This window comes from Streptomyces sp. ADMS (assembly GCF_033441795.1).
In the GTDB taxonomy this organism is placed as follows: domain Bacteria; phylum Actinomycetota; class Actinomycetes; order Streptomycetales; family Streptomycetaceae; genus Streptomyces.
This window is the reverse complement of sequence record NZ_JAVFVX010000077.1, coordinates 1-22,827: the sequence shown is the minus strand read 5'-3', so window position 1 is coordinate 22,827 and position 22,827 is coordinate 1. Positions and strand designations below refer to the sequence as shown.

Here is a 22,827-nt window from a genome sequence, read left to right as displayed (position 1 = left end):
CCACCGGTCCCGCAGGACCGTCCGGCCCCACAGGACCCCAGGGAGACACCGGACCCCAGGGACCCGCCGGACCCGTAGGACCCACCGGACCTGAAGGCCCCAAGGGAGACACCGGGCCTCAAGGCCCCGAAGGGCCACAGGGTCCTGCGGGACCTGACGGTGGCCACGGCGATCACGGTGGCCACGGCGATCACGGCGATCACGGCGATCACGGCGACTATGGGGAGAAGGGCGGTCACAAGCCCCACTGACAAGCGCTCGCCGTCGCAGTCCAAGTCGATGTGCGAGGGCTGAGCGAAAACACTGCCTCATCCTCTTGAGGAGAAAAGCGAGATGAGTAAGGGGCGCCCTAACCCAGGGCGCCCCTCACCATTCGTCGACGACCCGATGAGGCCCTGCCGAACTCCGGGCGGTGGTGCTGGACTGCACCCGTGCTGGACGGTGAAGCGGATACCGTTCGCACCCAGCTCCTGCACCATGGCGCCCAGCCGCCCGTCCCCCAGGATCGACCCCTCGTGCCACAGCGTGGGCGGTCTGCGCCGCAGCAGCCCTGCCGACGCAGGAAGCCGGATCACGCCCCGTCCGAGTCCATGCAAGTGCGGAGCTTCCAACGGCCGTCCTACGGAAAACGGCCGTCTACGGAAAGGGTGGTGAGGCCTCCTCCACCGACGGCCTCGGCGTCGACAGCGCCGCAGCAACTCCCGACAGGGCGGCGGCCGTGGTGCCGGCCGGACTGAGCCTCGAACAGGTCGTTCGCGCGCAGGGAGGTGCCCACGCCGAGGGCGGGGACGACGGCGTCCTGCCCCGCCACCGCTGCGGAGACGTCGTGGGGCGAGGTGGCGTCGCCGGTGTGCAGCGTGACCTGCCCGGCGAGATCGTCCAGAGCGGCCGGGTTGCGCACGAGTGCGGTGACCGAGTCACCGGCATACAGGCCAGATCGACGAGATGGCGGCCGGTGGGACCGGCCGCGCCGAGGACGAGCAGCTTCATGGCGAGGGGTTCTCCGTGTACACAGACCAACCGGACAGCTGTCCACTACTGGAAGAACGCGGCGGACAGCTGTCCGGTTATCACCACGGGCCCCCGGGCCAGGAGCTCTCACCCACGTACTCCGTAGCCGCGTCGAGCAGCCAGTCCGTCAGATAGCCGGCGAAGGACGAGCGGACCAGCACCCAGAATCCGGCCCTGGGCTCGTCCCGCGCGACCAGCACCACCTGGGTGCGGCCCAGGGTCGTCTGGGCGCAGCGGCCGGCGCCGAAGGCACGCGGGTGCAGGTCCAGGGGGCAGCCGTGGGCCAGCAGATCGCGGGCGCGGGGGCCCGTGACGAGGAGCGTGGTGCGCTGGGCGGAGACGTCGGTGACGGACACCGGCTCGTCCCCGGCCGCCTCCCTGATACGACCTTCCAGATCCCGTTCGCTGCCGGGCGGGCCCACGAGCAGCCACTCGTCCGGGCCCAGCCACAGAGCGACGGACTCCCCTGCCCTTACGACGGTGTTGGGAGCCAGCGGCAGCGGGAGGTCCAGCGCGAGTCCGACGGCGTCCGCCGCCGCCCCCTTGGCGTCGAGGCGCACGTCGATCTGGGCCAGGAAGGGGAGTTCGGCCAGCCGGATCGCGCCCCCGGAGGTGCGGGTGGCGGCGGCCAGGCGGCCGGCCGCGTCCGACAGAGGAGACACGGGGGACGAGAGCAACAGGGGAGACAAGGAGGACTGGGCGCCGCGGAGCGGGGCGGCGCTCAGGGCGGTCGTGTCGGCCATCGCGGTGGTGTCAGCCATCTCGGCGGGCTCCCTCGGGGTCGTAGAGGACGGGGCTCGCGACGGTCACCGGGACCAGGCGGTCGCCCACGGGTGCGTACAGGCGCTCACCGACGCGTTCCCGGCCGCCCTTGACCAGGGCGAGCGCGAAGGTCCGGCCCAGGGCGGCGCTGCGGTAGCTGGAGGTGACATGGCCGAGCATCGGGACGGGCGGCGCGGGCAACTCGCTGTCGGCGACCAGCTGGGTGCCCTCGGGGAGGAGGGTTCCGGGGTCGTCGGGGAGCAGGCCGACCAGGTGCTTGCGGTCGGGGCGGACTGCGTCGGCACGGGCGTACGACCGCTTGCCGATGAAGTCGGGCTTCTTCTTCGACACCACCCAGCTCATCCCGAGGTCCTGCGGGGTGACGGTGCCGTCGGTGTCCTGGCCGATGATCGGGTAGCCCTTCTCGGCGCGCAGGACGTGCATGGTCTCCGTGCCGTAGGGCGTGATGCCGTACGGGGCGCCGGCCTCGTACAGCGTCTCCCAGAGGGCGCGGGCCTCCCACGGCGACACGTTGATCTCGTAGGCCAGTTCGCCGGAGAAGCTGATCCGGCACACCCGCGCGTCGATGCCCGCGACGAGCGTCTCGCGCCAGGCCATGAAGGGGAAGTCCGCGTTGTCCACGGCCAGTCGGGGGGCGAGGGAGCCGAGGACATCTCGGGAGCGGGGGCCCACGAGGGCGACCGTGGCCCATTGTTCGGTGACGGAGGTGCAGTGGACGCGCAGGTCAGGCCACTCGGTCTGGGACCACTCCTCCATCCAGTCCAGTACGGCGGCGGCGTTGCCCGTCGTCGTGGTGACCAGGAAGCGGTCCTGGGCGAGGCGGATGACGGTTCCGTCGTCGAAGACCATGCCGTCGGGGCGGCACATCACGCCGTAGCGGATCATGCCGACCTTCAGGGTGCTCATCATGTTGGTGTAGAGCAGGTCGAGAAAGACGCCGGCGTCCGGGCCCTGTACGTCGATCTTGCCGAGGGTGGAGGCGTCCATGAAGGCCACGCCGTCGCGGGCGGCGGCGCACTCGCGCAGTACGGCCGCCTCCATGTCCTCGCCGGCCCGCGGGTAGTACCAGGGGCGCTCCCACTGGCCGACGTTCTCGAACAGCGCGCCGTTCTCGACATGCCAGGTGTGCAGGGCGGTCGTCCGGACCGGGTCGTGCAGCGCGCCCCGGTCGCGGCCCGCGAGGGCGGCGAAGGAGACGGGCGTGTACGGCGGCCGGAACGTGGTCGTGCCGAGGGCCGAGATGTCGACGCCGAGCAGCGCGGCGACGATGCCACTGGCCAGGAGGCCGGACGTCTTGCCCTGGTCGTTGGCGGTGCCCGCCGTCGTGTAGCGCTTGGTGTGCTCCACCGAGCGCATACCTGCGCCGGTGGCGCGGGCCAGGTCGTCCACGCTGACGTCACGCTGGAGGTCGACGAAGGAGTGGGTGTCGGAGGCGTCGGGGATGGCGTACACGTGCATGGGCGGGGTGTGGGGGTGGGCGACCGCGGCCGGGAGGCGGGGTGTCCCGGGTGTGTGGCCCTCCGCCTCGATCGCGCGGGACGCGGCGCCGACTCCCTGGGCGAGGACCGAGGGCAGGTCCGGGGCGCCGGCCGCGCTGCCCGCGACCTCGACGGCCTGCCGGCAGGTGTCCGGGACGAAGGTGCCGAGCGTGTCGTCGTAGCGGAGCTTGCCGCCCGCCTGGCTGAACAGGTGCGCCACCGGATTCCAGCCGCCGGAGACCAGGAGCAGGTCGGCGGCGAACTCCCGCCGGCCTGTGGTTTCTCCGGACTCCGTGGACTCCCCGTACAGGGCGACCGCTACGGCGGTCAGGCGCGCGTCGCCTTCCGTGCCGACGACGGCGTGTCCGGCCAGCACCTCGATGCCGGCCGCCCTCGCGCGCTGCGCCCACTCCCCCGGCTCGGTGCGGGTGTCGACGATCGCCGCGATGCCGACGCCCGCCGTGGCCAGGTCCAGTGCGGCGGCGTAGGCGCTGTCGTTCGTGGTGAACACGACCGCCCTGCGGCCGGGCAGGACGCCGTGACGGTTCACGTAGGTGCGCGCCGAGGCGGCCAGCATCACTCCGGGGCGGTCGTTGTCCGCGAAGGCCAGCGAGCGTTCGTGGGCGCCGGTGGCGAGGATCACGCGGCGGGCTCGGATGCGCCAGACGCGTTCGCGGGAGACGTTCTCGGGGGCGGCGGCACCGAGGTGGTTGGTGCGGCGCTCGACGGCCAGGAGGTGGTTGTCGTCGTAGTAGCCGAAGACCGTGGTGCGGGGCAGGACACGTACGTCGGGGGCCGCGTCCAGGTCCGCGGCGGTCGCCGCCAGCCAGTCGAGGTGCTCGCCGGTGCCCAGGAGGCTGCCGCCCGGCTCCGGGCGGTCGTCGGCGAGGATGACCCGGGCGCCGGTGCGGGCGGCTGTGGCCGCGGCGGCGAGGCCTGCGGGGCCCGCGCCGACGATCAGCAGGTCGCAGTGGGCGTGCACGGCGTCGTAGCGGGCGGGGTCGGGGGTGGTGGCGAGGCGGCCCTGGCCGGGGAGGCCGGTTGCTGCCAGGCCGTCGTACAGCTCCACCGTGGTGGCGGGGAGCATCGGCTCGGGGAAGGGTGCTTCGATCTGGATGACGGCGTTGGGTTCTTCCGGGCCGGCGGAGAAGATGCCCCGGGGGCGGCCGAGTCTGATGCTGGTGCCCGTGTGGATGATGCCGTTGGCGAGGAGGGCGGAGGCGAGGGTGTCGCCTCGGTAGCCCTCGTACCGGGTGCCGTCGAAGGTGAAGGCCAGGCGGGCGTCGCGGTTGATCCGGCCTCGGGTGGGGTGTCTGAACGGCTGGGATTCCTCCCCCGCCGCGCCGCCCCTTCCCGAGGTTTCCGGGGGCTCTGCCCCCAGGCCCCCGGTCGGCCCTGAAGGGGCCTCGTCCTCAGGCTGCGGACGGGCTGATCGGGCCGGCCGTGGCTCAACGGTCGGCGGACAGGCTGGACGGGCGTCCCCTGCCTCAACAGTTGTCGGGCGCTCCCCGCCCGCCCGGTACACCGCCAGGATCTCGTTCGTCCCCGTGTCGCGTACCGCGTTGAACCAGCGGCGGCAGCCCGCCGCATGGCTCCAGCGCTCGGCGAACGGGCCCTTCGGGTTGTCGCGGAAGAACAGGTACCGGGCCCACTCCTCGTCGGTCAGGGCCGACGGGTCCTCCGGGTACGGCACATGTGCCTGGCCGCCGTAGTGGAACTCGGCCTCGTCGCGGGGCCCGCACCACGGGCAGGGGATGAGCAGCATGTCGTTCGGCTCCCTTGAGGGTCCCTAGTGGGCCACCGCGGCCGCGCCGTGCTCGTCGACGAGCGCGCCGGTGGTGAAACGGTCGAGCGAGAAGGGGGCGTTGAGGGGGTGGGGGGTGTCGTGGGCGATCGTGTACGCGTAGACCCAGCCGACACCCGGGGTGGCCTTGAAGCCGCCGGTGCCCCAGCCGCAGTTCAGGTACAGGTTGTCGACCGGGGTCAGGCCGACGATCGGCGACGCGTCGGGGCTCACGTCGACGATGCCTCCCCACGTACGCAGCACATGGGCCCGGGCGAAGACCGGGAAGAGTTCCAGGGCCGCCGACATCTGTTCCTCGATGATGTGGAACGCGCCGCGCTGCGTGTACGAGTTGTACGAGTCGATGCCCGCGCCCATCACCAACTCGCCCTTGTGCGCCTGGCTGACGTACACGTGCACCGCGTTGGACATGACCACCGTCGGGTGCACCGGTTCCAGCAACTCGCTGACAAGTGCCTGCAACGGGTGGCTCTGGAGCGGGAGTTCGATGCCCGCCATCGCCGCCAGGACCGACGTGTGGCCCGCCGAGCACAGGGCCACCTTGCCCGCCGCGATCGGGCCCAGGGTCGTCTGGACTCCGACCACCCTGCCGCCGACCACGTCCAGGCCCGTCACCTCGCAGTTCTGGATGATGTCGATGCCCGCCGCGTCCGCCGAGCGGGCCAGACCCCACGCCACGTGATCGTGCTTCGCGATGCCGGCGCGCGGCTGGTAGGTGCCGCCCATCACCGGATAGCGCACGTCCGGTGAGATGTTGACGATCGGGCAGACCTCTTTGACCTGCTCCGCGTCGAGCCACTCGGCGTCCACGCCGTTGAGGCGGTTCGCCTCCACCCGGCGCACACTGTCGCGGACGTCCTGGAGGCTGTGGGCCAGGTTCAGCACTCCGCGCTGGGAGAAGAGGATCGGGTAGTCCAGCTCCTCCTCCAGGCCCTCCCACAGCTTCAGGGCGTGCTCGTAGATGCCCGCGCTCTCGTCCCACAGGTAGTTGGAACGGATGATCGTGGTGTTGCGGGCCATGTTGCCGCCCGCCAGCCACCCCTTCTCCAGGACGGCGACGTTGGTGATGCCGTGGTTCTTCGCCAGGTAGTGGGCGGTGGCGAGGCCGTGTCCGCCGCCGCCCACGACGATCACGTCGTACGAGCGCTTCGGCTCGGGCGTGCGCCACAGCCAGTCGGGGTGCTCCGGCAGTTCGGCGCCGGGGGTACGGGGGCTCATCGCGCGTCTCCGTCTTCTGCGGTGAGTGGGCTGGGGGACCTGAGCGGGACCGGCGAAGTCGGGTGCGCGACCGCGTCCCGAAAGGGGCGCGGGGAACGGCGCGACCAGCCCCCACCGGCCCGCAGGTTCGTCACCGCACCTCCAGCGGAGCGCCTACCCACGGAGGCGGGACATCGTCGGGTCGAACAACGGCTCCCCGGCGACTGTCGCCTCGACGCGCCGGCCGAAGTAGCCGATGTGCAACGTCGTTCCAGGGGTGGCCAGTTCGGCCGGCAGCCAGGCGTAGGCGATGCCCTTGCCGATCGTGTGGCCGTAGGCGGCGCTGGTGACGTACCCGACGGCCCGGTCACCCTCGTACACCGGCTCCTTGCCCATCACCACCGACCGCGGGTCCTCGACGGTCAGGCAGGTGAGCTTCCGTCGCACGTCTGCCTTACGGCGTTCCAGTGCCGCCCTGCCGACGAAGTCGCCCTTGTCGAGCTTCACCGCGAAGCCGACGCCGGCCTCGTACGGGTCGTGCTCGTACGTCATGTCGGTGCCGAAGGAGCGGTAACCCTTCTCCAGGCGGAGGCTGTTGAAGGCGCCGCGGCCCGCCGCGATGCCGCCCAGCGGCTGCGCCGCCTGCCACAGGGTGTCCCAGAGTTTCTGGCCCTGGTCCGCGGTGGTGTACAGCTCCCAGCCGAGTTCGCCGACGTACGACAGGCGCATCGCGGTCACCGGGACGCTGCCGATGTAGGCGCGCTTGGCGCGGAAGTACTTCAGGCCGTCGTTCGAGAAGTCCTCGTCCGTCAGGGGCTGGAGGACCTTGCGCGCCAGCGGGCCCCACAGGCCGACGCAGCACGTGCCGGGGGTGATGTCGCGGACCTGGACCGTACCGTCGGCCGGCAGGTGGCGGGTGAACCAGTCGAGGTCCAGGTTGCCGTTGGCGCCGACCTGGAAGAGATCGCGGGCGAGGCGGGCGACGGTGATGTCGCTGCGGATGCCGCCGTCGTGGTCCAGGAGCAGGGTGTACGTCACCGAGCCGACCGACTTGGCGACCTTGCCTGTCGTCAGGCCCTCCAGGAAGGCGGCGGCTCCGGGGCCGGTCACCTCCAGGCGTTTGAGGGCCGTCATGTCGTACATCGCGACCGTCTCGCGGGTCGCCTGGGCCTCGGCGCCGACGACCGGCGACCAGTACTGCGCGGCCCAGTCGTTGGGGGTGGGGACGGAACGGCCTTCCACCAGGGCCGCGTTGGCCTCGTACCACTGCGGGCGTTCCCAGCCGTTCGCCTCCAGGAAGAAGGCGCCCAGTTCCTTCTGGCGGGTGTGGAAGGGGCTGGTACGGATCGGGCGGGGGTGCCCGGACGGCTGGAGGGGGTGAAGGATGTCGTACACCTCCACGAAGTTCTGGCAGTCGCGGGCCAGGACGTACTCCGGGGACAGCTGGTGCGGCTCGAAGCGGTTGAGGTCGCACTCGTGCAGGTCGAAGGAGGAGCAGAAACCGTCGACCAGCCACTCGGCCATGGCCCTGCCCACGCCCGCCGAGTGGGTCACCCACACCGCCTCGGCGACCCAGAAGCCCTTGACGTCCGGGGACTCGCCGAGAAGCGGGAAGTTGTCGGTGGTGAAGGAGAACAGGCCGTTGATGCCCTCCTCGACCTTCGCGTCCTTCGTGGAGGGGAGCAGGGACTGCGTCTCCGTCCAGGCGTCCGCGAAGTCGTCCTCGGTGAACTTCAGGACCGAGGGCATCGCCCCGGCCGCGTCGGCCTCGCCGACGGAGAGGATGTCGTCGGCCGAGACGGGCATCGGACGGTGGCCGTAGTAGCCGATGCCGATGGCGTCGAAGCGGTCGCGGTAGTAGAGGTCGGCGTCCTGGTGGCGCAGGATCGGGCGGACCGCCTCCTCCGTCTGGCCGGCGAGGGCGGGGACCGGGCCGGTCCAGGCCAGCTGGTGGGCCAGGGGGGTGAGCGGGAGGTTCAGGCCTGCCATGCGGGCGATCTTCGGGCCCCAGATGCCGGCGCAGCACACGACGATGTCGGCCGCGATCTCGCCCTCGGACGTGAGAACGCCCGTGACCCGGCCGTCCGTCTGCTGTACGTCCAGTACCTCGTGGCGGGGCAGGAAGGTCACACCTCGTTCGGTGGCCCGGCGGATCTGCGCTTCCACGGCCAGGACCGCCTTCGCCAGGCCGTCCGTGGGGACCAGGAGGCCGCCCAGGACCCTGTCGCGGTTCAGCAGCGGGTGCTGCTCCGCGCACTCGTCGGCGGTCAGCAGGCGGGACTCGATGCCCCAGGCGGTGATCCAGCCGTGGCGGCGGTGCAGTTCGGTGAGTCGCTCGGGGGTGGTGGCCACTTCGAGGCCGCCGACCTGGAGGAAGCAGGGCTTGCCGTCGACGTCCAGGGAGCAGAACTTCTCGACGGTGTAGCGGGCCAGTTCGGTCATCGTCTTGGACGAGTTCGTCTGGAAGACCAGGCCCGGGGCGTGCGACGACGATCCCCCGGTGGCGGGCAGCGGCCCCTGGTCGACCACGGTCACTTCGGTCCAGCCTCGCGCGGAGATCTCGTCCGCGAGTGCCGCGCCGACGACGCCCGCTCCGATGATGACCACTCGGGGTCCCGCCATCGCCGCACCTCCGGTTGAAAACCAGTCCAGACCCTCAGCGCCAGTTGCTTTCTACGCAACATGACTCAGGTTGCGCAACTCAATGTGCCTGCCGCGCAGGTGGGTGTCAAGGGGTGCCGTGACGGCGCAGAAGGGGGCCGGAGACAGCCCTGAACACGACAGTGCCCGGTGGGCGGTGCGCGCGTGTGCGCACCGCCCACCGGGCAGCCGTGCTCAACAGGATTCCGGCGTCGTGAGGCCCTACTTGATCCAGGCGTCGACCTTCGCCCGGTTCGCGTCGACCCACTTCTTCGCCGCCGCCTCCGGGGTCATCTTGTCCTCGGCGATGTACTTGGCCACGGTGTTCTGGTCGTCGTTCGTCCACGTGAAGTTCTTGACCAGGTCATAGGCGGGGCTGCCCGACTTGGCGAACTTGGCGCTGACGATCTTGTCCAGCTTGTACACGGGGTAGTCGCAGGCGACCTTCTCCGCGTCGGCGTCGCAACCCGCCGTGTACTCGGGCAGCTTGACCTTGACGAGCGGCACCTCGGCCATGAACCACTGGGGCTCGTAGAAGTAGCCGATCACCCATTCCTTGTTCTTCTCGGCCTTGCGGAAGGCCTGGATGAGCGCGGTCTCGCTGCCCGCGTACACCACCTTGAAGTCCAGCTTCAGGTTCTTCACCAGCGCCTCGTCGTTGGTGACGAACGACGGGTCGCCGTCGAGGAGCTGGCCCTTGCCTCCCGACTCGGAGGTCTTGAACTTCGCCGCGTACTTGTTGAGGCTGTTCCAGTCGGTGATGTCCGGGTACTCCTTGGCCAGCCACGGCGGCACGTACCAGCCGATCAGGCCTTCGTTGCCGGTCGCGCCGGCGTCGACAGCCGTCTTCTGGTCGGTGATGTACTTCTTCTTCAGGTCGTCGTGGCCCCAGTTCTCGATGACGGCGTCGACCTCACCCGTCCCGAAGCCCTGCCAGGCGATCTCTTCCTTCAGGTCCTTCTTGGTGACCTTGCAGCCGAGGTCCTGCTCCGCGACGTACGCGACGACCGCCGCGTTCGCCTCGTAGCCGACCCACGGGTTGACCGCGAGGTTGAAGGTGCCGCACTTCGCGGAAGAACCGGAAGAGGTGTCGGAGCCCGAGGAGTCGTCGCCGACCTTCGCGCCGCCGCAGGCGGTGAGGGTGAGGACGAGGACGGCTGAGCCGGCCGCACCGGCTCTCCACTGTTTTGCTTGCCTTGCCATGGTGGGTTAGCTCCTTACGCGCTGGTACGCCGCGCCGCTGCCTGAGTGATCCGGTCGAACATGACTCCGAGAAGGACGATGGCCAGCCCCGCCGCCAGCCCCTTCCCGTACAGCTGCCCCTGCGAGAAGCCGGCCACGACGTCGTAGCCGAGGGCGCCCGCGCCTACCAGGCCGCCCACAACAACCATCGACAGCACGTAGATCAGACCCTGGTTGGTGGCGAGAGTCAGGGCGCCGCGTGCCATCGGCAGCTGGACCTTGGTGATGATCTGCCAGGTGTTGCACCCGGCGGAGGTGGCCGCCTCCACGGTGGTCGCGGGCACGGTCCGTATCCCGTCCGCGATGATCTTCATGGCGACGGGGGCCGCGTAGACGATGGCGGCGACGATCGCCGTGAAGCGGGTCGCGCCGAACAGCGCCAGGAACGGTACGAGGTAGACGAAGGGCGGCATGACCTGTGCCGCGTCCAGGGTGGGCCGGATCAGCCGGTCGGCGAGCGGGCTGCGTCCCATCCACACGCCGACGACGACTGCCAGCAGCATCGTCATGACCGTGGCCACGAGCGTGGACGCCAGCGTCGTCATGCTGTCCGACCAGACGCCGGTGGCGATCAGCAGACCGACACACACCGCCGTGGTGACCCCGGACCGCCAGCCGCCGAAGACCGTGCCGAGCCCGACCAGGACCGCGCCGACGAGCCACCAGGGCGAGTCGGTGAGCAGGGTCTGGAACGGGTTGAGCAGGCCGTTGGTGAGTGCGTCGCGGAAGGCGTTGGTGAGGCCCGACAGGTTGTCCTGCGCCCAGGTGCTCGCGGTGTCGGCGGCGCTCGCGACGGAACTGCCGACATCGCCCTCGCCGGGGAACTCCGCCGCCCATACATAGGTGTGCGACATGTAGACCAGTACCGCGGTGACCGCCGCTCCCGCCACCACCAACTGCCGCCGCCGGGCGAGGAGTCGGCCGCCCGAAAGCCGGGCCGCCTCCGCGCGTACGCTCGCCGCGGTCGTGACACGGTCCAGGACGATGGCCATCACGACGATGGCGAGGCCCGCGTTGAAGGCCGTACCCACGTCGAGCGACTGCAGGGCCTGGATGACGGTCTTGCCGAGACCGGGCGCGTCGATCAGGGCGGCGATGGTCACCATGGCGAGGGCGGCCATGATGGTCTGGTTGACGCCCATCACGACGGTCCGCTTCGACATCGGCAGCAGGACCTTCAGCAGTGACTGCCACCGGGTCGCGCCCAGCGAGTCGGCCGCCTCGACGGTGGTCTCCGGTACGGACCGGATGGCGTGCGCGGTGATGCGGATCGCCGGCGGGGCCGCGTAGATGACGGTGGCGATGGTGGCGGAGGCGCCGCCGATGAGGAAGAACAGGGTCAGCGGGGCGAGGTAGACGAAGGTGGGCATCGTCTGCATGAGGTCCAGGAAGGGCGTCATGATCCGGTGGACCCGGTCTGACAGCCCCGCCCACACACCCAGCGGGATCGCGAACAGCAGCGCCACGAACACCGCGGAGAGCGTCAGCGCCAGGGTGTCCATGCTCTCCTGCCACAGGCCCTGGAGCCCGAAGAAGGTGAAGCCGGCGACGGTCAGCAGCGCCACCCGCCAGTTGCCCACGGCCCAGGAGACGAACCCGGCGATGCCGACGACACCGAGCCAGCCGATCTGCGGCAGGGGGCGGGAGTCGGAGGGCTGGGAGATCAGGTGCTGGACGAAGGTCACCAGGGTGTCGATGACCAGGCGGATCTCGTTGAAGAAGTAGAGGAAGAGCGGGTTGGAGTTGCGGTTGGCGCCGATCGAGTCGTTGACGTCGTTCAGCCACCGGTGCAGACCGGTGAGATCCGCCGCCGCGAGCGTCAGGGTGTGCGTGCCGCGCAGTACGGCGAACAGCACCAGCCAGACGACCAGGATCGCCCCGACCACCATGCGCCGGCTGACCCGGCGCACGGCCGCGACGGGCGCGGCCTCGGGCACGGCGTCCGCCTCCTGCGGCGGCTCCGGTGCCGGCCGTTTCTCCATGGCGACGGTCATCGCGCGTCGCCTTCCTGCCCGGCGACCACCGCGAGGATCTCCTCGTCGCCGACGATGCCGAGCAGCTTGCCGTTCTCGACGACCTTGACCGGCTTCTCAGCGGCGAGGACAACCCGGGTGGCCTCCCGTACGACGACTTCCGGACCCAGCTCGGGCCCGTCGAGGTCGTCGCCGTCGGCCGGCGGGCGCATGATCCAGCGCAGGGTGAGGACGTCGGCACGCGGCACGTCCCTCACGAACTCGCGTACGTAGTCGTCGGCCGGGGCTCCCACCAGCTCGTCCCCTGTACCGCACTGGACCATCTTGCCGTCGCGCATGATGAGGATGCGGTCGCCCAGCTTGAGCGCCTCGGAGAGGTCGTGGGTGATGAACACCATCGTCTTGCCGACCTCGCGGTGCAGCCGGATGACCTCGTTCTGCATGTCACGCCGGATCAGCGGGTCGAGCGCGGAGAACGGCTCGTCGAAGAAGAGGACGTCCGGGTCACCGGCCAACGCCCTTGCCAGACCCACGCGTTGCTGCATACCGCCGGAGAGCTGGTCGGGGTAGGAGTTCTCGTACCCGGAGAGACCGACGAGCTCGACGACCTCCAGGGCCCGCTTCATGCGCTCGGCCCTGCCCATCCCGCGAATCTCCAGCCCGAAGCTGACATTGTCGACAACCCGCCGGTGCGGAAGCAGCCCGAAGTGCTGGAAGACCATGGAGAACTTCTGGCGCCGCAGCTCGCGCAGGCGCTTGTCGTCGGCTTCGCGGATGTTCTCGCCCTCGAAGACGATCTCACCGGCGGTGGGTTCGATCAGCCGGGTGAGACAGCGCACCAGGGTCGACTTGCCGGACCCCGACAGACCCATGACCACGAACACCTCGCCCGGCGACACCTCGAAGTCGATGTCGCGTACGGCGGCGGTGCATCCCGTACGGTCCATCAGCTCGCGTCGGGTGAGCCCGCACAGCTCCTCCGATTCCGGCACCCGCTCGGCCTTCGGCCCGAACACCTTCCACAGGCCGCGCACGGAGATGACCGGCGTGCCGTCCGAGTCCTGGGGTGTACCGCGCCGCTGCGGCACCTCGGTCTGTACTGGGGTCACGATCGACCTCTTTCGGCGTTCAGCCGCGGAACCAGTGCTGCGGCCGGGGTTGGATGTTCTGCCAGATGTGCTTGGGTTCTCGGTACTCGTCCAGGCCGCTCGGTCCCAGCTCCCGGCCCACGCCCGAGTGCCCGAAACCACCCCATTCCGCCTGCGGCACATAGGGGTGGTAGTCGTTGATCCACACGGTGCCGTGCCGAAGCCGCCGGGCGACCCGCTGGGCCTTCCCGGCATCCTGCGTCCACACAGCCCCGGCGAGTCCGTACTCGGTGTCGTTGGCGATCCGTACGGCGTCGTCCTCGTCGCCGCTGAACCGCTCGACGGTCAGTACGGGCCCGAAGGACTCCTCGTGCACCACACGCATGTCCTGCGTGCACCCGTCGAGCACGGTGGGCGGGTAGTAGTGGCCGTCGGCGAGCGCGGGATCACCGGGCCGCTCGCCGCCGCAACGCAGCACGGCACCCTCGGCGAGGCCGGCCGCGACGTACGCCTCGACCTTCTCCAGGTGCTGGGCGGAGATCAGCGCGCCGGTCTCGGCCTCGGGGTCGAAGGGCCCGCCGAGCCGGATCTGCCGCGCGCGCCGCACGACCTCGTCCACGAACCGGTCGTGCAGCGAGTCCTCGACGATGAGCCGCGCACCGGCGGAACAGACCTGCCCGGAGTGCAGGAAGACGGCCGTGAGAGCGAAGTCCACGGCCGTCTCGAAGTCGGCGTCGGCGAAGACGACGTTGGGGTTCTTGCCGCCGAGTTCCAGGGCCACCTTCTTCACACCCGCGGCGGCGGTGGCCATGATGCGCTTGCCGGTCTCCAGTCCCCCGGTGAAGGAGACCATGTCGACGGCGGGGTCCTCGGAGAGCGGCGCGCCCACCTCCGGCCCGGCACCCAGGACGAGGTTGGCGGCGCCGGCCGGCAGCCCGGCCTCGGCGAGTGCCTTCATGAGGAGGATCGAGGTGGAGGGGGTGAGTTCGCTCGGCTTGAGAACGATCGTGTTGCCGGCGAGAAGGGCCGGAGCGACCTTCCAACTGGCTTGCAGGAGGGGGTAGTTCCAGGGGGTGATCAGCCCGCACACACCGATGGGCTCGTAGACCACCCGGCTGACGGCATCGTCGCGGCCGGTGTCGATCACACGGCCGGCGTCGGTGCCGCCGATCCCGCCGTAGTGGCGGAAGCAGGAGACGACGTCGGCGATGTCGTACTCGCTCTCCACCAGCCGCTTGCCGGTGTCCAGCGACTCGGCGCGGGCGAACTCCCTGGCGTCGCGCTCCATGATGTCCGCGGTGCGCAGCAGCAACTGGCCCCGCTCCCGTTCGGGAGTACGCGGCCAGGGTCCGGTGTCGAAGGCGCGGCGGGCGGCGGCGATCGCGGCCTCGGCGTCGGGACGCGTCCCCTCCGAGACGGTGGCGGCGAGCCTGCCGTCAGCGGGACACCGAATTTCGCGGCGGCCACCGGCCACCGGTTCCCGCCATTCGCCATCCACATACAGGTCTGCCACGCGCCAAGCCTTTCACAGGAATTCGTTGCGCATCGTGCACCCAATTGCTTGTGGTGGAACACCATGGCGAATGTACGGACATACGTCAAGTAGTTGCCGGATGACGATTTGAACATACCCGCAGTCGTGCGCACGGCCACCCGTCCGCTCTTGACCGCAAGCGACACCGAGCCGACCATGTTGCGTATCGCTCACCATGTTGTGCAATACGCACCGACGGAGGCCGCCCATGTCCCTTCGACCGCAACCTGGCCCTGAGTACGTCCTCACCCTCTCGTGTCCCGACAGTTCGGGACTGGTCCACGCCGTGAGCGGCTTTCTCGTCAGGAACTCGGGAAACATCCTGGAGAGCCAGCAGTTCGATGATCGACGACAGGGTCGTTTCTTCATGCGGGTCCACTTCGATGTTTCCGATCCGAACGCGGATATGGAAAACCTGCGTTACCGATTCGGACCGGTCGCCGAGGCCTACGGCATCTCATGGACTCTGCGGGACGCGTCGACGCCGACCCGGACACTGATCATGGTGTCCAGGTTCGGCCACTGCCTGAACGACCTCCTTTTCCGCCGCCGCACCGGCGGCCTCAACATCGAGATTCCGGCGATCGTCTCCAACCACCGCGACTTCGAGGGCCTGGCGGCGAGCTACGGCATCCCCTTCCACCACATCCCGGTGACCAGGGACACCAAGCCGGAGGCGGAGGCACGACTGCTGGAGCTGGTCCGCGAGCTGGACATAGACCTGGTGGTGCTGGCCCGCTACATGCAGGTCCTCACCGACGACCTCTGCAAGCAGCTGGAGGGCCGCGCGATCAACATCCACCACTCCTTCCTCCCCAGCTTCAAGGGCGCCCGTCCCTACGAGCAGGCCTACGACCGCGGAGTGAAGCTCGTCGGCGCGACGGCGCACTACGTGACGTCGGATCTGGACGAGGGACAGATCATCGAGCAGGACGTGGTCAGGGTGGACCACTCGCTCGGCCCCGGGGAACTGGTGACGGTGGGGCGGGATGTCGAGGCGCAGGTGCTCGCGCATGCGGTGAAGTGGCACAGCGAGAGCAGGGTGATGGTGGAGGGCAACCGGACGGTGGTCTTTCGCTGAGAGCGCGTGTCCGCACACGGACGCCGGGCGGCAGCGGGAGGCGGGATCGGTGCAGCCCAGGCCGTCCGGCGTTCGAGTTCGATTCGATCATTTCGAGCTCCTACCCATCCTGAGAGAACTATGCCGGGGAGAGGCAACTCTTTTCAGCGGCGCCCGCTCTTCGCCGTCCGGGGTCCCTTCAGGGCCGAAGCGGGGGCCTGGGGCGGCCCACAGCAAGGCCCCCAGCAAGGCCCGCTGCACCTCGGGCGCCCTCGAAGCGAACCTCAGCCGCCCAACCGGTCCAGCAGAGCGCAGCGCCACCGTTCCGTCTCCGCGACCTGGTTGAACGTGAACAGGTGCAGCCCCGCCACCCCCGCCCCCGACGCCGTGAGCGCCCCCTCCGTCCGGGCGAGCAACTTCTCCGGCGAGTAGCCCCCGGGCGCCGCGAACCGCAGGAACCACGACGCGTGCTTCGTCAGGAACCGCGTCGACTCCCCCACCCCGATCTTCGTCGCCATGGACAGCAGCTTCGCCCGCTGCACAGGCCCCGCGACGCCCACGTACACGGGCAGGGAGACATCCCGGCGCCGCACACGGCCGACCCACTCCCCCAGCACGCGCGCGTCGAAGCACAGGTTGCTCACGATGTAGGTCGCGTGCTCGCGCTTGTCCCACATGGCCTGGATGGTGACGTCGTCGTGGATGAGCGGATGGCTCTCGGGGTATCCGGTGACGCCGACCTGCGGGAACGGACTGCCCAGCTCACCGAGCCTGCGCAGCACCGGCAGGGCACCCCCGTAGGCCCCCGCGGGCGGATCCGCGTCGCCCGCAGGCACGAAGACGTCGTCCACCCGCGCCTCGCGCAACCGGTCGACGACGTCCTTCAGATGCGCGTCGTCCCGCAGCAGCCGGGCCGGCACATGCGGGACGACGCGATAACCGTGCGCCGCCAGCCGACCCACAAGGTCCAGGGTCGGCTCCAGCCCCTTGACCGGCGACGCCGTCACCGTGACGACGACGTCGCACGGAACGTGGGCCAGGACCTTCTCCTCGGTCGCCTTCGCCGGCAGCACCTCGTAGCGGACGCGCTCCAGCAGCTCCCGGAGCCCCGGTTGCCCCTGTTGCCCCCCGAGTCCTGAGGCACCCAACGTCTACCCGGCCTGCTGGGCGCCGGCGTCACGGTGGCGGTAGTACGCGGCCTTGGAAGCCGGCAGCGGCTGCTTGCCGAGGATCAGATCGGCGGCCTTCTCGGCGATCATCATCACCGGCGCGTAGATGTTGCCGTTGGTGACGTAGGGCATCACCGACGCGTCGACGACCCGCAGCCCCTCCACCCCGTGCACCCGCAGACTCTCCGGGTCGACCACCGCCATGTCGTCCTCCGAGGGCCCCATCTTGCAGGTGCAGGACGGGTGCAGAGCCGTCTCGCCCTCCTTGGCGACCCAGTCGAGGATCTCCTCGTCCGTCGCCACCTTGGCCCCCGGAGAGACCTCGCCGTCGTTGTAGGCGGCAAGGGCGGGCTGGCTGAGGAGCTTGCGCGCCACGCGGATCGCCTCGACCCACTCCCGCCGGTCCTGCTCGGTGGAGAGGTAGTTGAAGCGCAGCGCCGGATGCTCGCGCGGGTCCCTGCTCTTGATCTTCACCGAGCCGATGGCGTCGGAGTACATGGGGCCCACGTGCACCTGGTAGCCGTGGCCGCCGGCCGGCGAGGAGCCGTCGTAGCGGACGGCGATGGGCAGGAAGTGGAACATCAGGTTGGGGTAGTCGACGTCCTCGTTGCTGCGGGCGAAGCCCCCCGCCTCGAAGTGGTTCGTGGCGGCGGGACCCTTGCGGAACAGCCACTGCAGCCCGATGAAGGGGGCGCGCCACTTCGCCATGTACGGCTGCATGGACACCGGCTGCTTGCAGGCGTACTGGACGTACACCTCCAGGTGGTCCTGCATGTTCTCGCCGACGCCCGGGAGGTCGTGGACGACGTCGACACCGAGGGCGCTCAGTTCCTCCGCGTTGCCGACGCCCGACAGCTGGAGCAGCTGCGGGGAGTTGATCGCGCCGCCGCAGAGGATGACCTCCCTGGCGCGGACCTGCTGGGGCGCCCCCTTCCCCCGCTGGTACTCGACGCCGACGGCCCGCTTGCCCTCGAAGAGGACACGGGTGACCAGGGCGCGCGTCCTGACGGTGAGGTTGGGCCGCTTCCGGACGGGCTTGAGGTACGCCTTGGAGGCGGAGAGCCGGCGCCCCCGGTGGACGTTCCGGTCGAACTTGGCGAAGCCCTCCTGCCGGTACCCGTTGACGTCGTCGGTGGGCGCGTAACCCGCTTCCTCGGTGGCCTTGAGGAAGGCGCCGAAGAGGGGGTTGGTGGCCGGGCCGCGTTCGAGGACGAGGGGGCCGTCGTGGCCGTGGAACTCGTCGTCGGGGTCGGCGGCGAGACAGTTCTCCATGCGCCGGAAGTACGGCAGACAGTGCGCGTAGTCCCACTTCTCCATACCGGGGTCGGCCGCCCAGCGCTCGTAGTCCATGGGGTTGCCGCGCTGGAAGATCATGCCGTTGATGCTGCTGGAGCCGCCCAGCACCTTGCCGCGCGCGTGGTAGACGCGTCGGCCGCCCATGTGCGGTTCGGGCTCGGACTCGTACTTCCAGTCGTAGAACCGGCTGCCGATCGGGTAGGTCAGCGCCGCGGGCATGTGGATGAAGACGTCCCACGGGTGGTCGGACCGGCCGGCCTCCAGGACCAGTACCCGGTTCGCCGGGTCCGCCGAGAGCCTGTTCGCAAGTGCGCTGCCGGCCGATCCGCCGCCTACGATGACGAAGTCGTATTGCAGGGGAGCCATGATGCCTCGTCTCGCTCGCGCCGTAGATACGCGACGCATGCTAATACCAGTAGCGCGATACGCACCAGGTTGCGGGACGCGCAACATGCAAGCTCTTGGTTTCGGGACTGTTACTTGCAAGGGTGTTGTTTACTGCGCGTATAGTTTCGTTGTGAGCAACCACAGCACAGACACCGAAACGTCCAATTCACAGGCCGGCGGAGTGCAGTCGGTCGACCGCGCGATCAGCGTTCTGGAGATTCTCGCCCAGCGCGGCGAGGCAGGCGTCAGCGAGGTCGCTGCCGAGATCGATGTTCACAAATCCACCGCGTTCCGGCTGCTCGGGGCGCTGGAGGCGCGCGGTCTGGTGGAGCAGGCGGGCGAGCGCGGCAAGTACCGTCTCGGCTTCGGCATCGTGCGGCTGGCCGGCGCGGTCACGGGCAGCATCGACATCACCCAGCAGGGCCGCCCGGTCTGCGAACAGCTCGCCGAGGAGATCGGCGAGACCGTCAACATCGCCGTGATGCAGGAGCACTACGCGGTCAACCTGTACGAGGTACGGGGCCCCGGAGCCGTCAGCGCGTACAACTGGGTCGGCCAGCTCACCCCCTTGCACGCCACCTCCAGCGGCAAGATCCTGCTGGCCCACCTGCCCACGAAGGAGCGTGCCGCGCTGCTGAACGGGGCCGGCCTGAAGAAGGTCACCCAGCACACCATCACCGCGAAGACGAAGCTGGAGAAGAACCTCACCGAGGCCCGGGAGCGCGGTTACGCCTGGACCCGGGAGGAACTGGAGCTCGGGCTGCACGCGATGGCGGCGCCGATCCGGGACCGGGACGGGGCGGTTGTCGCGGCGGTGAGTGCGTCCGGGCCTTCGTACCGGTTCACGGAGGAGCGTCTGCACGAGCTGGCGCCGATCCTGGTCAAGGGTGCGGCGCAGATCAGCCACCGGATGGGGTACCTCGGCTGAGTTCGTTGGTCTCAGGCCGGCGAGGGCTGATCGCGCCCCGCGGCGGAGCCGCGGATCGAATACGGCCCCGCACCCCATCAGGGGCGCTGCTGCTGGGCACCCAGGAGCTCGTTCACCCAGTCATGGAACGCGCCGATGTGGTGCTCGCTGGGGACCAGGACGCCGCCCTTCGCGTAGAGCCGGGAGTGCATCCCGGGCTGGGTGCGCTCGCAGGCCTCGAAGTCCTGGCGGTTGACCCGGTCGAACAGTTCCACGGACCGGCTGACGTCCTTGCCGCTCTCGACGACGTGCGGAAGATACAGCCAGTCGCACTCGACGATCGTGCGGTCGGCGGCCACCGGATACATACGGTGGAAGATCACATGGTCGGGTACGAGGTTGATGAACACCTGCGGTCTGACGGTGATCGCGTAGTAGCGGCGGTCCTGCTCCTCGGCGACGCCCGGGATGCGGTCCAGCCCCTCGGAGCCGTCGATGGTGAACCCCTGGACCTCCCCGCCGAACTCGGCGCCGTGGCCGACGTAGTACTGGGCGGCGTATCCGTCGGCGAACTCGGGGAGCACCTCGGTGAGTTCGGGGTGGATCGTGGCGCAGTGGTAGCACTCCATGAAGTTCTCGATGATGAGTTTCCAGTTGGCCTTCACGTCGTAGACGATCCGTTTGCCGACCGAGAGGTTGTCGATGTCGTAGTGCTCGATCGACTCGACGTCACCGAGCCGGCCGACGACCTCGCCGATGACGTCCTCCTCGAAGGAGGGCGGGTTCTCCGCGAGGCAGACCCAGACATAGCCGAGCCATTCCCGCACCGCCACGCTGACCAGGCCGTACTCGGTACGCCCGACGTCGGGCATCCTGGTGAGGTTGGGCGCGGCGACGAGCTTGCCGTCCAGGCCGTACGTCCAGGCGTGGTACGGACACTGGAAGGCCCGCTTGACCTCGCCGGTCTCCTCCGTGCAGAGCTTGGCGCCACGGTGCCGGCACACGTTGAAGTAGGCGCGGATCGAGTTGTCCCGCGCACGCGTCACGAGGATGCTCTCGCGGCCCACGTCGACGGTCCGGAAGGCGCCGGGCTTCGCCAGTTCGGACGCGCGCGCGACACAGAACCACATGGCCTCGAATATGCGCTCCTGCTCCTGGGCGAAGATCCCCGCGTCCGTGTAGGAGGAGCCGGGGAGGGTGGCGATCAGACTGTCGGGCAGGCTGGTCGAGGTCACGGTGCACTCCTCGGAGAAACGTCGTGGTCGTGTGGATCGGTCAACTAGGTGTGGCGTAGCGCCCTGAGGGTCGCGCCCCGCAGGAGCGCACCCGACAGGGGCGCGGGGCTGTATTGGTCCGCGTCTCCGCCGCGGGGCGCGACAAGCCCCCACCGGCCCGCAGACAGATCACCGCAATACCGGCACAGCCAACTGCTTGCGCCAGCGGACAAACAGCCGAGGCTGGTTCATCCCCAGAACGGCCACCGGCTCCCCGGCCCGCCGGTAGACGGCCAGGACGTTGCGCTCACCGACGGCACCTTCCTCGACCGTCACACTGTCCGCACCACCCGCGTAACCGACGAACTGGATCTTCACCCCGTACTGGTCGGACCAGAAATAGGGCGGCCGGGGCACCCCCGGCTCCACCGCACCCCCGGCCAGCAAAGCGGCCACAGCAGCAGCGGGACGCTCCAACGCACCCGTCCAGTGCTCGACCCGGCGATGGGCGCCCGCCCGGGGGTCGTACCAGTTGGCGCAGTCGCCGACCGCGACCACACCGGCCAGACCGGTGCGGCCGTCAGCCCCGCACTTGACGCCGTTGTCGAGGTCCACGCCGGACCCCGCCAGCCACTCGACGCAGGGCCGCGCACCCACCCCGACGACGACGATGTCGGCGGGAACGCTGCGCCCGTCCTCCAGCAGAACGGCGTCGACCCGGCGCTCCCCGCTCAGCCCCTTGACCCCGACGCCGCACAACAGCCGTACGCCGTGGTCCGCGTGGAGGCCGGAGACGACAGCGCCCATGGTCTCGCCCAGTGGTCCCGCGAGCGGTGTCGGGGCGGCTTCGATCACCGTGACGTCCAGACCGAGGGCGTACGCGGTGGAGGCGACCTCGGCGCCGATGAACCCACCGCCGATCACCACCAGCCGTCCGCCGCGGGCCAGTTGGTCGCGCAGGGCGCGAGCGTCGTCGAGGGTGCGCAGGGTGTGCACGCCGGTCAGGCCGTCGGCGCCCGGGAGAGTGCGGGCGGCGGCGCCGGTCGCGATGACGATGCCGTCGGCACGGACGTCCCGGCCGTCGGCGAGGCGGACGGACCGGTCGGTGCGGTCGAGGCCGGTGGCGCGGGTGCCGAGCAGCCACTCGGCGCGCAGGTCCTCGCCGTCCGTCTCCAGTCCGAGATCCGCCTCGCCGAGGGTTCCGGTCAGGAACTCCTTGGACAAGGGCGGTCTGTCGTACGGGCGGTGGGCCTCGTCGCCGACGACGACCAGCCGCCCGTCGTAGCCCTGGTTGCGCAGGGAGCGCGCCGCCGACAGTCCGGCCAGCGAGGCACCCACCACGGCCACTGTCCTCACGCGGGGCCACCGGCGAGCCGGGACGCGATGCAGGGCGGCAGGTTGGGGGCGTCCGTGGACACCCGTACGTAGATCATGCCGTCCTCGACGACGACCTCGTGCGTCCGCACCGGCAGCTTGGCCGGCGGGGAGTCGACCGCACCGGTTCGCAGGTCGAACTTCGAGGCGTGCAGCGGGCATTCCACCTCGCAGCCCTCCAGCCAGCCGTCGGCGAGCGAGGCATCCTGGTGGGTGCAGGTGTCGTCGATGGCGAAGACCTCGCCGTCGTCGGTGTGGAACACCGAGACGGGCGGGTCGACGTCGAGCCGGAAGGCCTCACCTCGCGGGAGATCCGCGAGACGGCACGCGGGAATCATCATGACACCTCGGTGCGTATAGCGAAACGGATTGCGGTAAGCGCAACGTCAGTTTGAGGGCGCCCAGAACCCTTGTCAAGAAGTTCAGGGGGCGGGATAAGCCATTGCGCGAGTTGCGCTTTACACAACTCAAAGCACATTGCACAACGCAAAACGGAGCGAGCCCGATGCCGGAACGAGCGCGTCGGAGCAGCTCAGACAGGCATCGGGCAGCAGTGCACCCCGCTTGGCGGGGCATTCGGATCGCTGGACAGGCCGGACGGTCAGAAACCGCGGTCGATCCACTCCTGGAGGTGCGGTGCCTCGGCTCCGATGGTGGTGGGGTCGCCGTG

At 69.8% G+C, this 22,827-nt stretch carries 17 protein-coding genes and 1 pseudogene; 2 read left to right on the top strand and 16 right to left on the bottom strand.

What is annotated here, in order from left to right:
- The 10 genes from RB628_RS28030 to RB628_RS27985 form a co-directional block, all read right to left on the bottom strand.
- On the bottom strand, positions 1 to 239 hold a 239-nt coding region (locus tag RB628_RS28030), incomplete at its 3' end, for a hypothetical protein (protein ID WP_318323304.1).
- A 380-nt stretch (positions 240 to 619) separates the two neighbouring features.
- On the bottom strand, positions 620 to 901 hold the full coding sequence (locus tag RB628_RS28025; protein ID WP_318323303.1) for an NAD(P)H-binding protein: 282 nt from the start codon (positions 899 to 901) through the stop codon (positions 620 to 622).
- Between the two features lie 169 nt (positions 902 to 1,070).
- A complete protein-coding gene (locus tag RB628_RS28020; protein WP_318323314.1) occupies positions 1,071 to 1,754 on the bottom strand; it encodes a sarcosine oxidase subunit gamma in 684 nt (227 codons plus the stop codon).
- A 10-nt stretch (positions 1,755 to 1,764) separates the two neighbouring features.
- On the bottom strand, positions 1,765 to 5,037 hold the full coding sequence (locus tag RB628_RS28015; protein WP_318323302.1) for a sarcosine oxidase subunit alpha family protein: 3,273 nt from the start codon (positions 5,035 to 5,037) through the stop codon (positions 1,765 to 1,767).
- Between the two features lie 24 nt (positions 5,038 to 5,061).
- Positions 5,062 to 6,294, bottom strand: coding sequence for a sarcosine oxidase subunit beta family protein (locus RB628_RS28010; protein WP_318323301.1), 1,233 nt, complete (start codon positions 6,292 to 6,294; stop codon positions 5,062 to 5,064).
- Between the two features lie 153 nt (positions 6,295 to 6,447).
- Positions 6,448 to 8,895 (bottom strand): FAD-dependent oxidoreductase, encoded by a 2,448-nt coding sequence (locus tag RB628_RS28005; RefSeq protein ID WP_318323300.1) that lies wholly within the window; start codon positions 8,893 to 8,895, stop codon positions 6,448 to 6,450.
- A gap of 240 nt (positions 8,896 to 9,135) precedes the next feature.
- Positions 9,136 to 10,116: an ABC transporter substrate-binding protein gene (locus tag RB628_RS28000; protein ID WP_318323299.1), complete on the bottom strand. Its 981-nt coding sequence runs from the start codon at positions 10,114 to 10,116 to the stop codon at positions 9,136 to 9,138.
- 14 nt (positions 10,117 to 10,130) lie between these two features.
- A complete protein-coding gene (locus tag RB628_RS27995; RefSeq protein ID WP_318323298.1) occupies positions 10,131 to 12,149 on the bottom strand; it encodes an ABC transporter permease in 2,019 nt (672 codons plus the stop codon).
- A complete protein-coding gene (locus tag RB628_RS27990) occupies positions 12,146 to 13,237 on the bottom strand; it encodes a glycine betaine/L-proline ABC transporter ATP-binding protein (RefSeq protein ID WP_318323297.1) in 1,092 nt (363 codons plus the stop codon). Before RB628_RS27990 ends, RB628_RS27995 begins: the two co-directional genes overlap by 4 nt.
- A 19-nt stretch (positions 13,238 to 13,256) precedes the next feature.
- Positions 13,257 to 14,729, bottom strand: coding sequence for an aldehyde dehydrogenase family protein (locus RB628_RS27985; protein WP_318323296.1), 1,473 nt, complete (start codon positions 14,727 to 14,729; stop codon positions 13,257 to 13,259).
- A 229-nt stretch (positions 14,730 to 14,958) separates the two neighbouring features.
- Here RB628_RS27985 and purU point away from each other — a divergent pair, with 229 nt between their 5' ends.
- Positions 14,959 to 15,831: a formyltetrahydrofolate deformylase gene (purU, locus tag RB628_RS27980; protein ID WP_318323295.1), complete on the top strand. Its 873-nt coding sequence runs from the start codon at positions 14,959 to 14,961 to the stop codon at positions 15,829 to 15,831.
- Positions 15,832 to 16,094: 263 nt separating this feature from the next.
- Here purU and RB628_RS27975 read toward each other — a convergent pair whose 3' ends face one another.
- Both RB628_RS27975 and betA read right to left on the bottom strand, forming a co-directional pair.
- A complete protein-coding gene (locus RB628_RS27975) occupies positions 16,095 to 16,958 on the bottom strand; it encodes a 5,10-methylenetetrahydrofolate reductase (RefSeq protein ID WP_318323294.1) in 864 nt (287 codons plus the stop codon).
- A 3-nt stretch (positions 16,959 to 16,961) separates the two neighbouring features.
- On the bottom strand, positions 16,962 to 18,641 hold the full coding sequence (gene betA / locus RB628_RS27970) for a choline dehydrogenase (RefSeq protein WP_318323293.1): 1,680 nt from the start codon (positions 18,639 to 18,641) through the stop codon (positions 16,962 to 16,964).
- A 202-nt stretch (positions 18,642 to 18,843) separates the two neighbouring features.
- On the opposite strand from betA, the gene RB628_RS27965 reads away from it, so the two are divergent.
- A complete protein-coding gene (locus RB628_RS27965; protein ID WP_318323313.1) occupies positions 18,844 to 19,590 on the top strand; it encodes an IclR family transcriptional regulator in 747 nt (248 codons plus the stop codon).
- 77 nt (positions 19,591 to 19,667) lie between these two features.
- Here the strand turns inward: RB628_RS27965 and RB628_RS27960 are convergent, their stop codons facing one another.
- The 4 genes and pseudogenes from RB628_RS27960 to RB628_RS27945 form a co-directional block, all read right to left on the bottom strand.
- On the bottom strand, positions 19,668 to 20,804 hold the full coding sequence (locus RB628_RS27960) for an aromatic ring-hydroxylating dioxygenase subunit alpha (protein ID WP_318323292.1): 1,137 nt from the start codon (positions 20,802 to 20,804) through the stop codon (positions 19,668 to 19,670).
- A 168-nt stretch (positions 20,805 to 20,972) separates the two neighbouring features.
- Positions 20,973 to 22,139, bottom strand: coding sequence for an NAD(P)/FAD-dependent oxidoreductase (locus tag RB628_RS27955; protein WP_318323291.1), 1,167 nt, complete (start codon positions 22,137 to 22,139; stop codon positions 20,973 to 20,975).
- A complete protein-coding gene (locus RB628_RS27950; protein ID WP_318323290.1) occupies positions 22,136 to 22,498 on the bottom strand; it encodes a bifunctional 3-phenylpropionate/cinnamic acid dioxygenase ferredoxin subunit in 363 nt (120 codons plus the stop codon). Before RB628_RS27950 ends, RB628_RS27955 begins: the two co-directional genes overlap by 4 nt.
- A gap of 260 nt (positions 22,499 to 22,758) precedes the next feature.
- Positions 22,759 to 22,827, bottom strand: a pseudogene (locus RB628_RS27945) (MBL fold metallo-hydrolase); the annotation flags it as partial.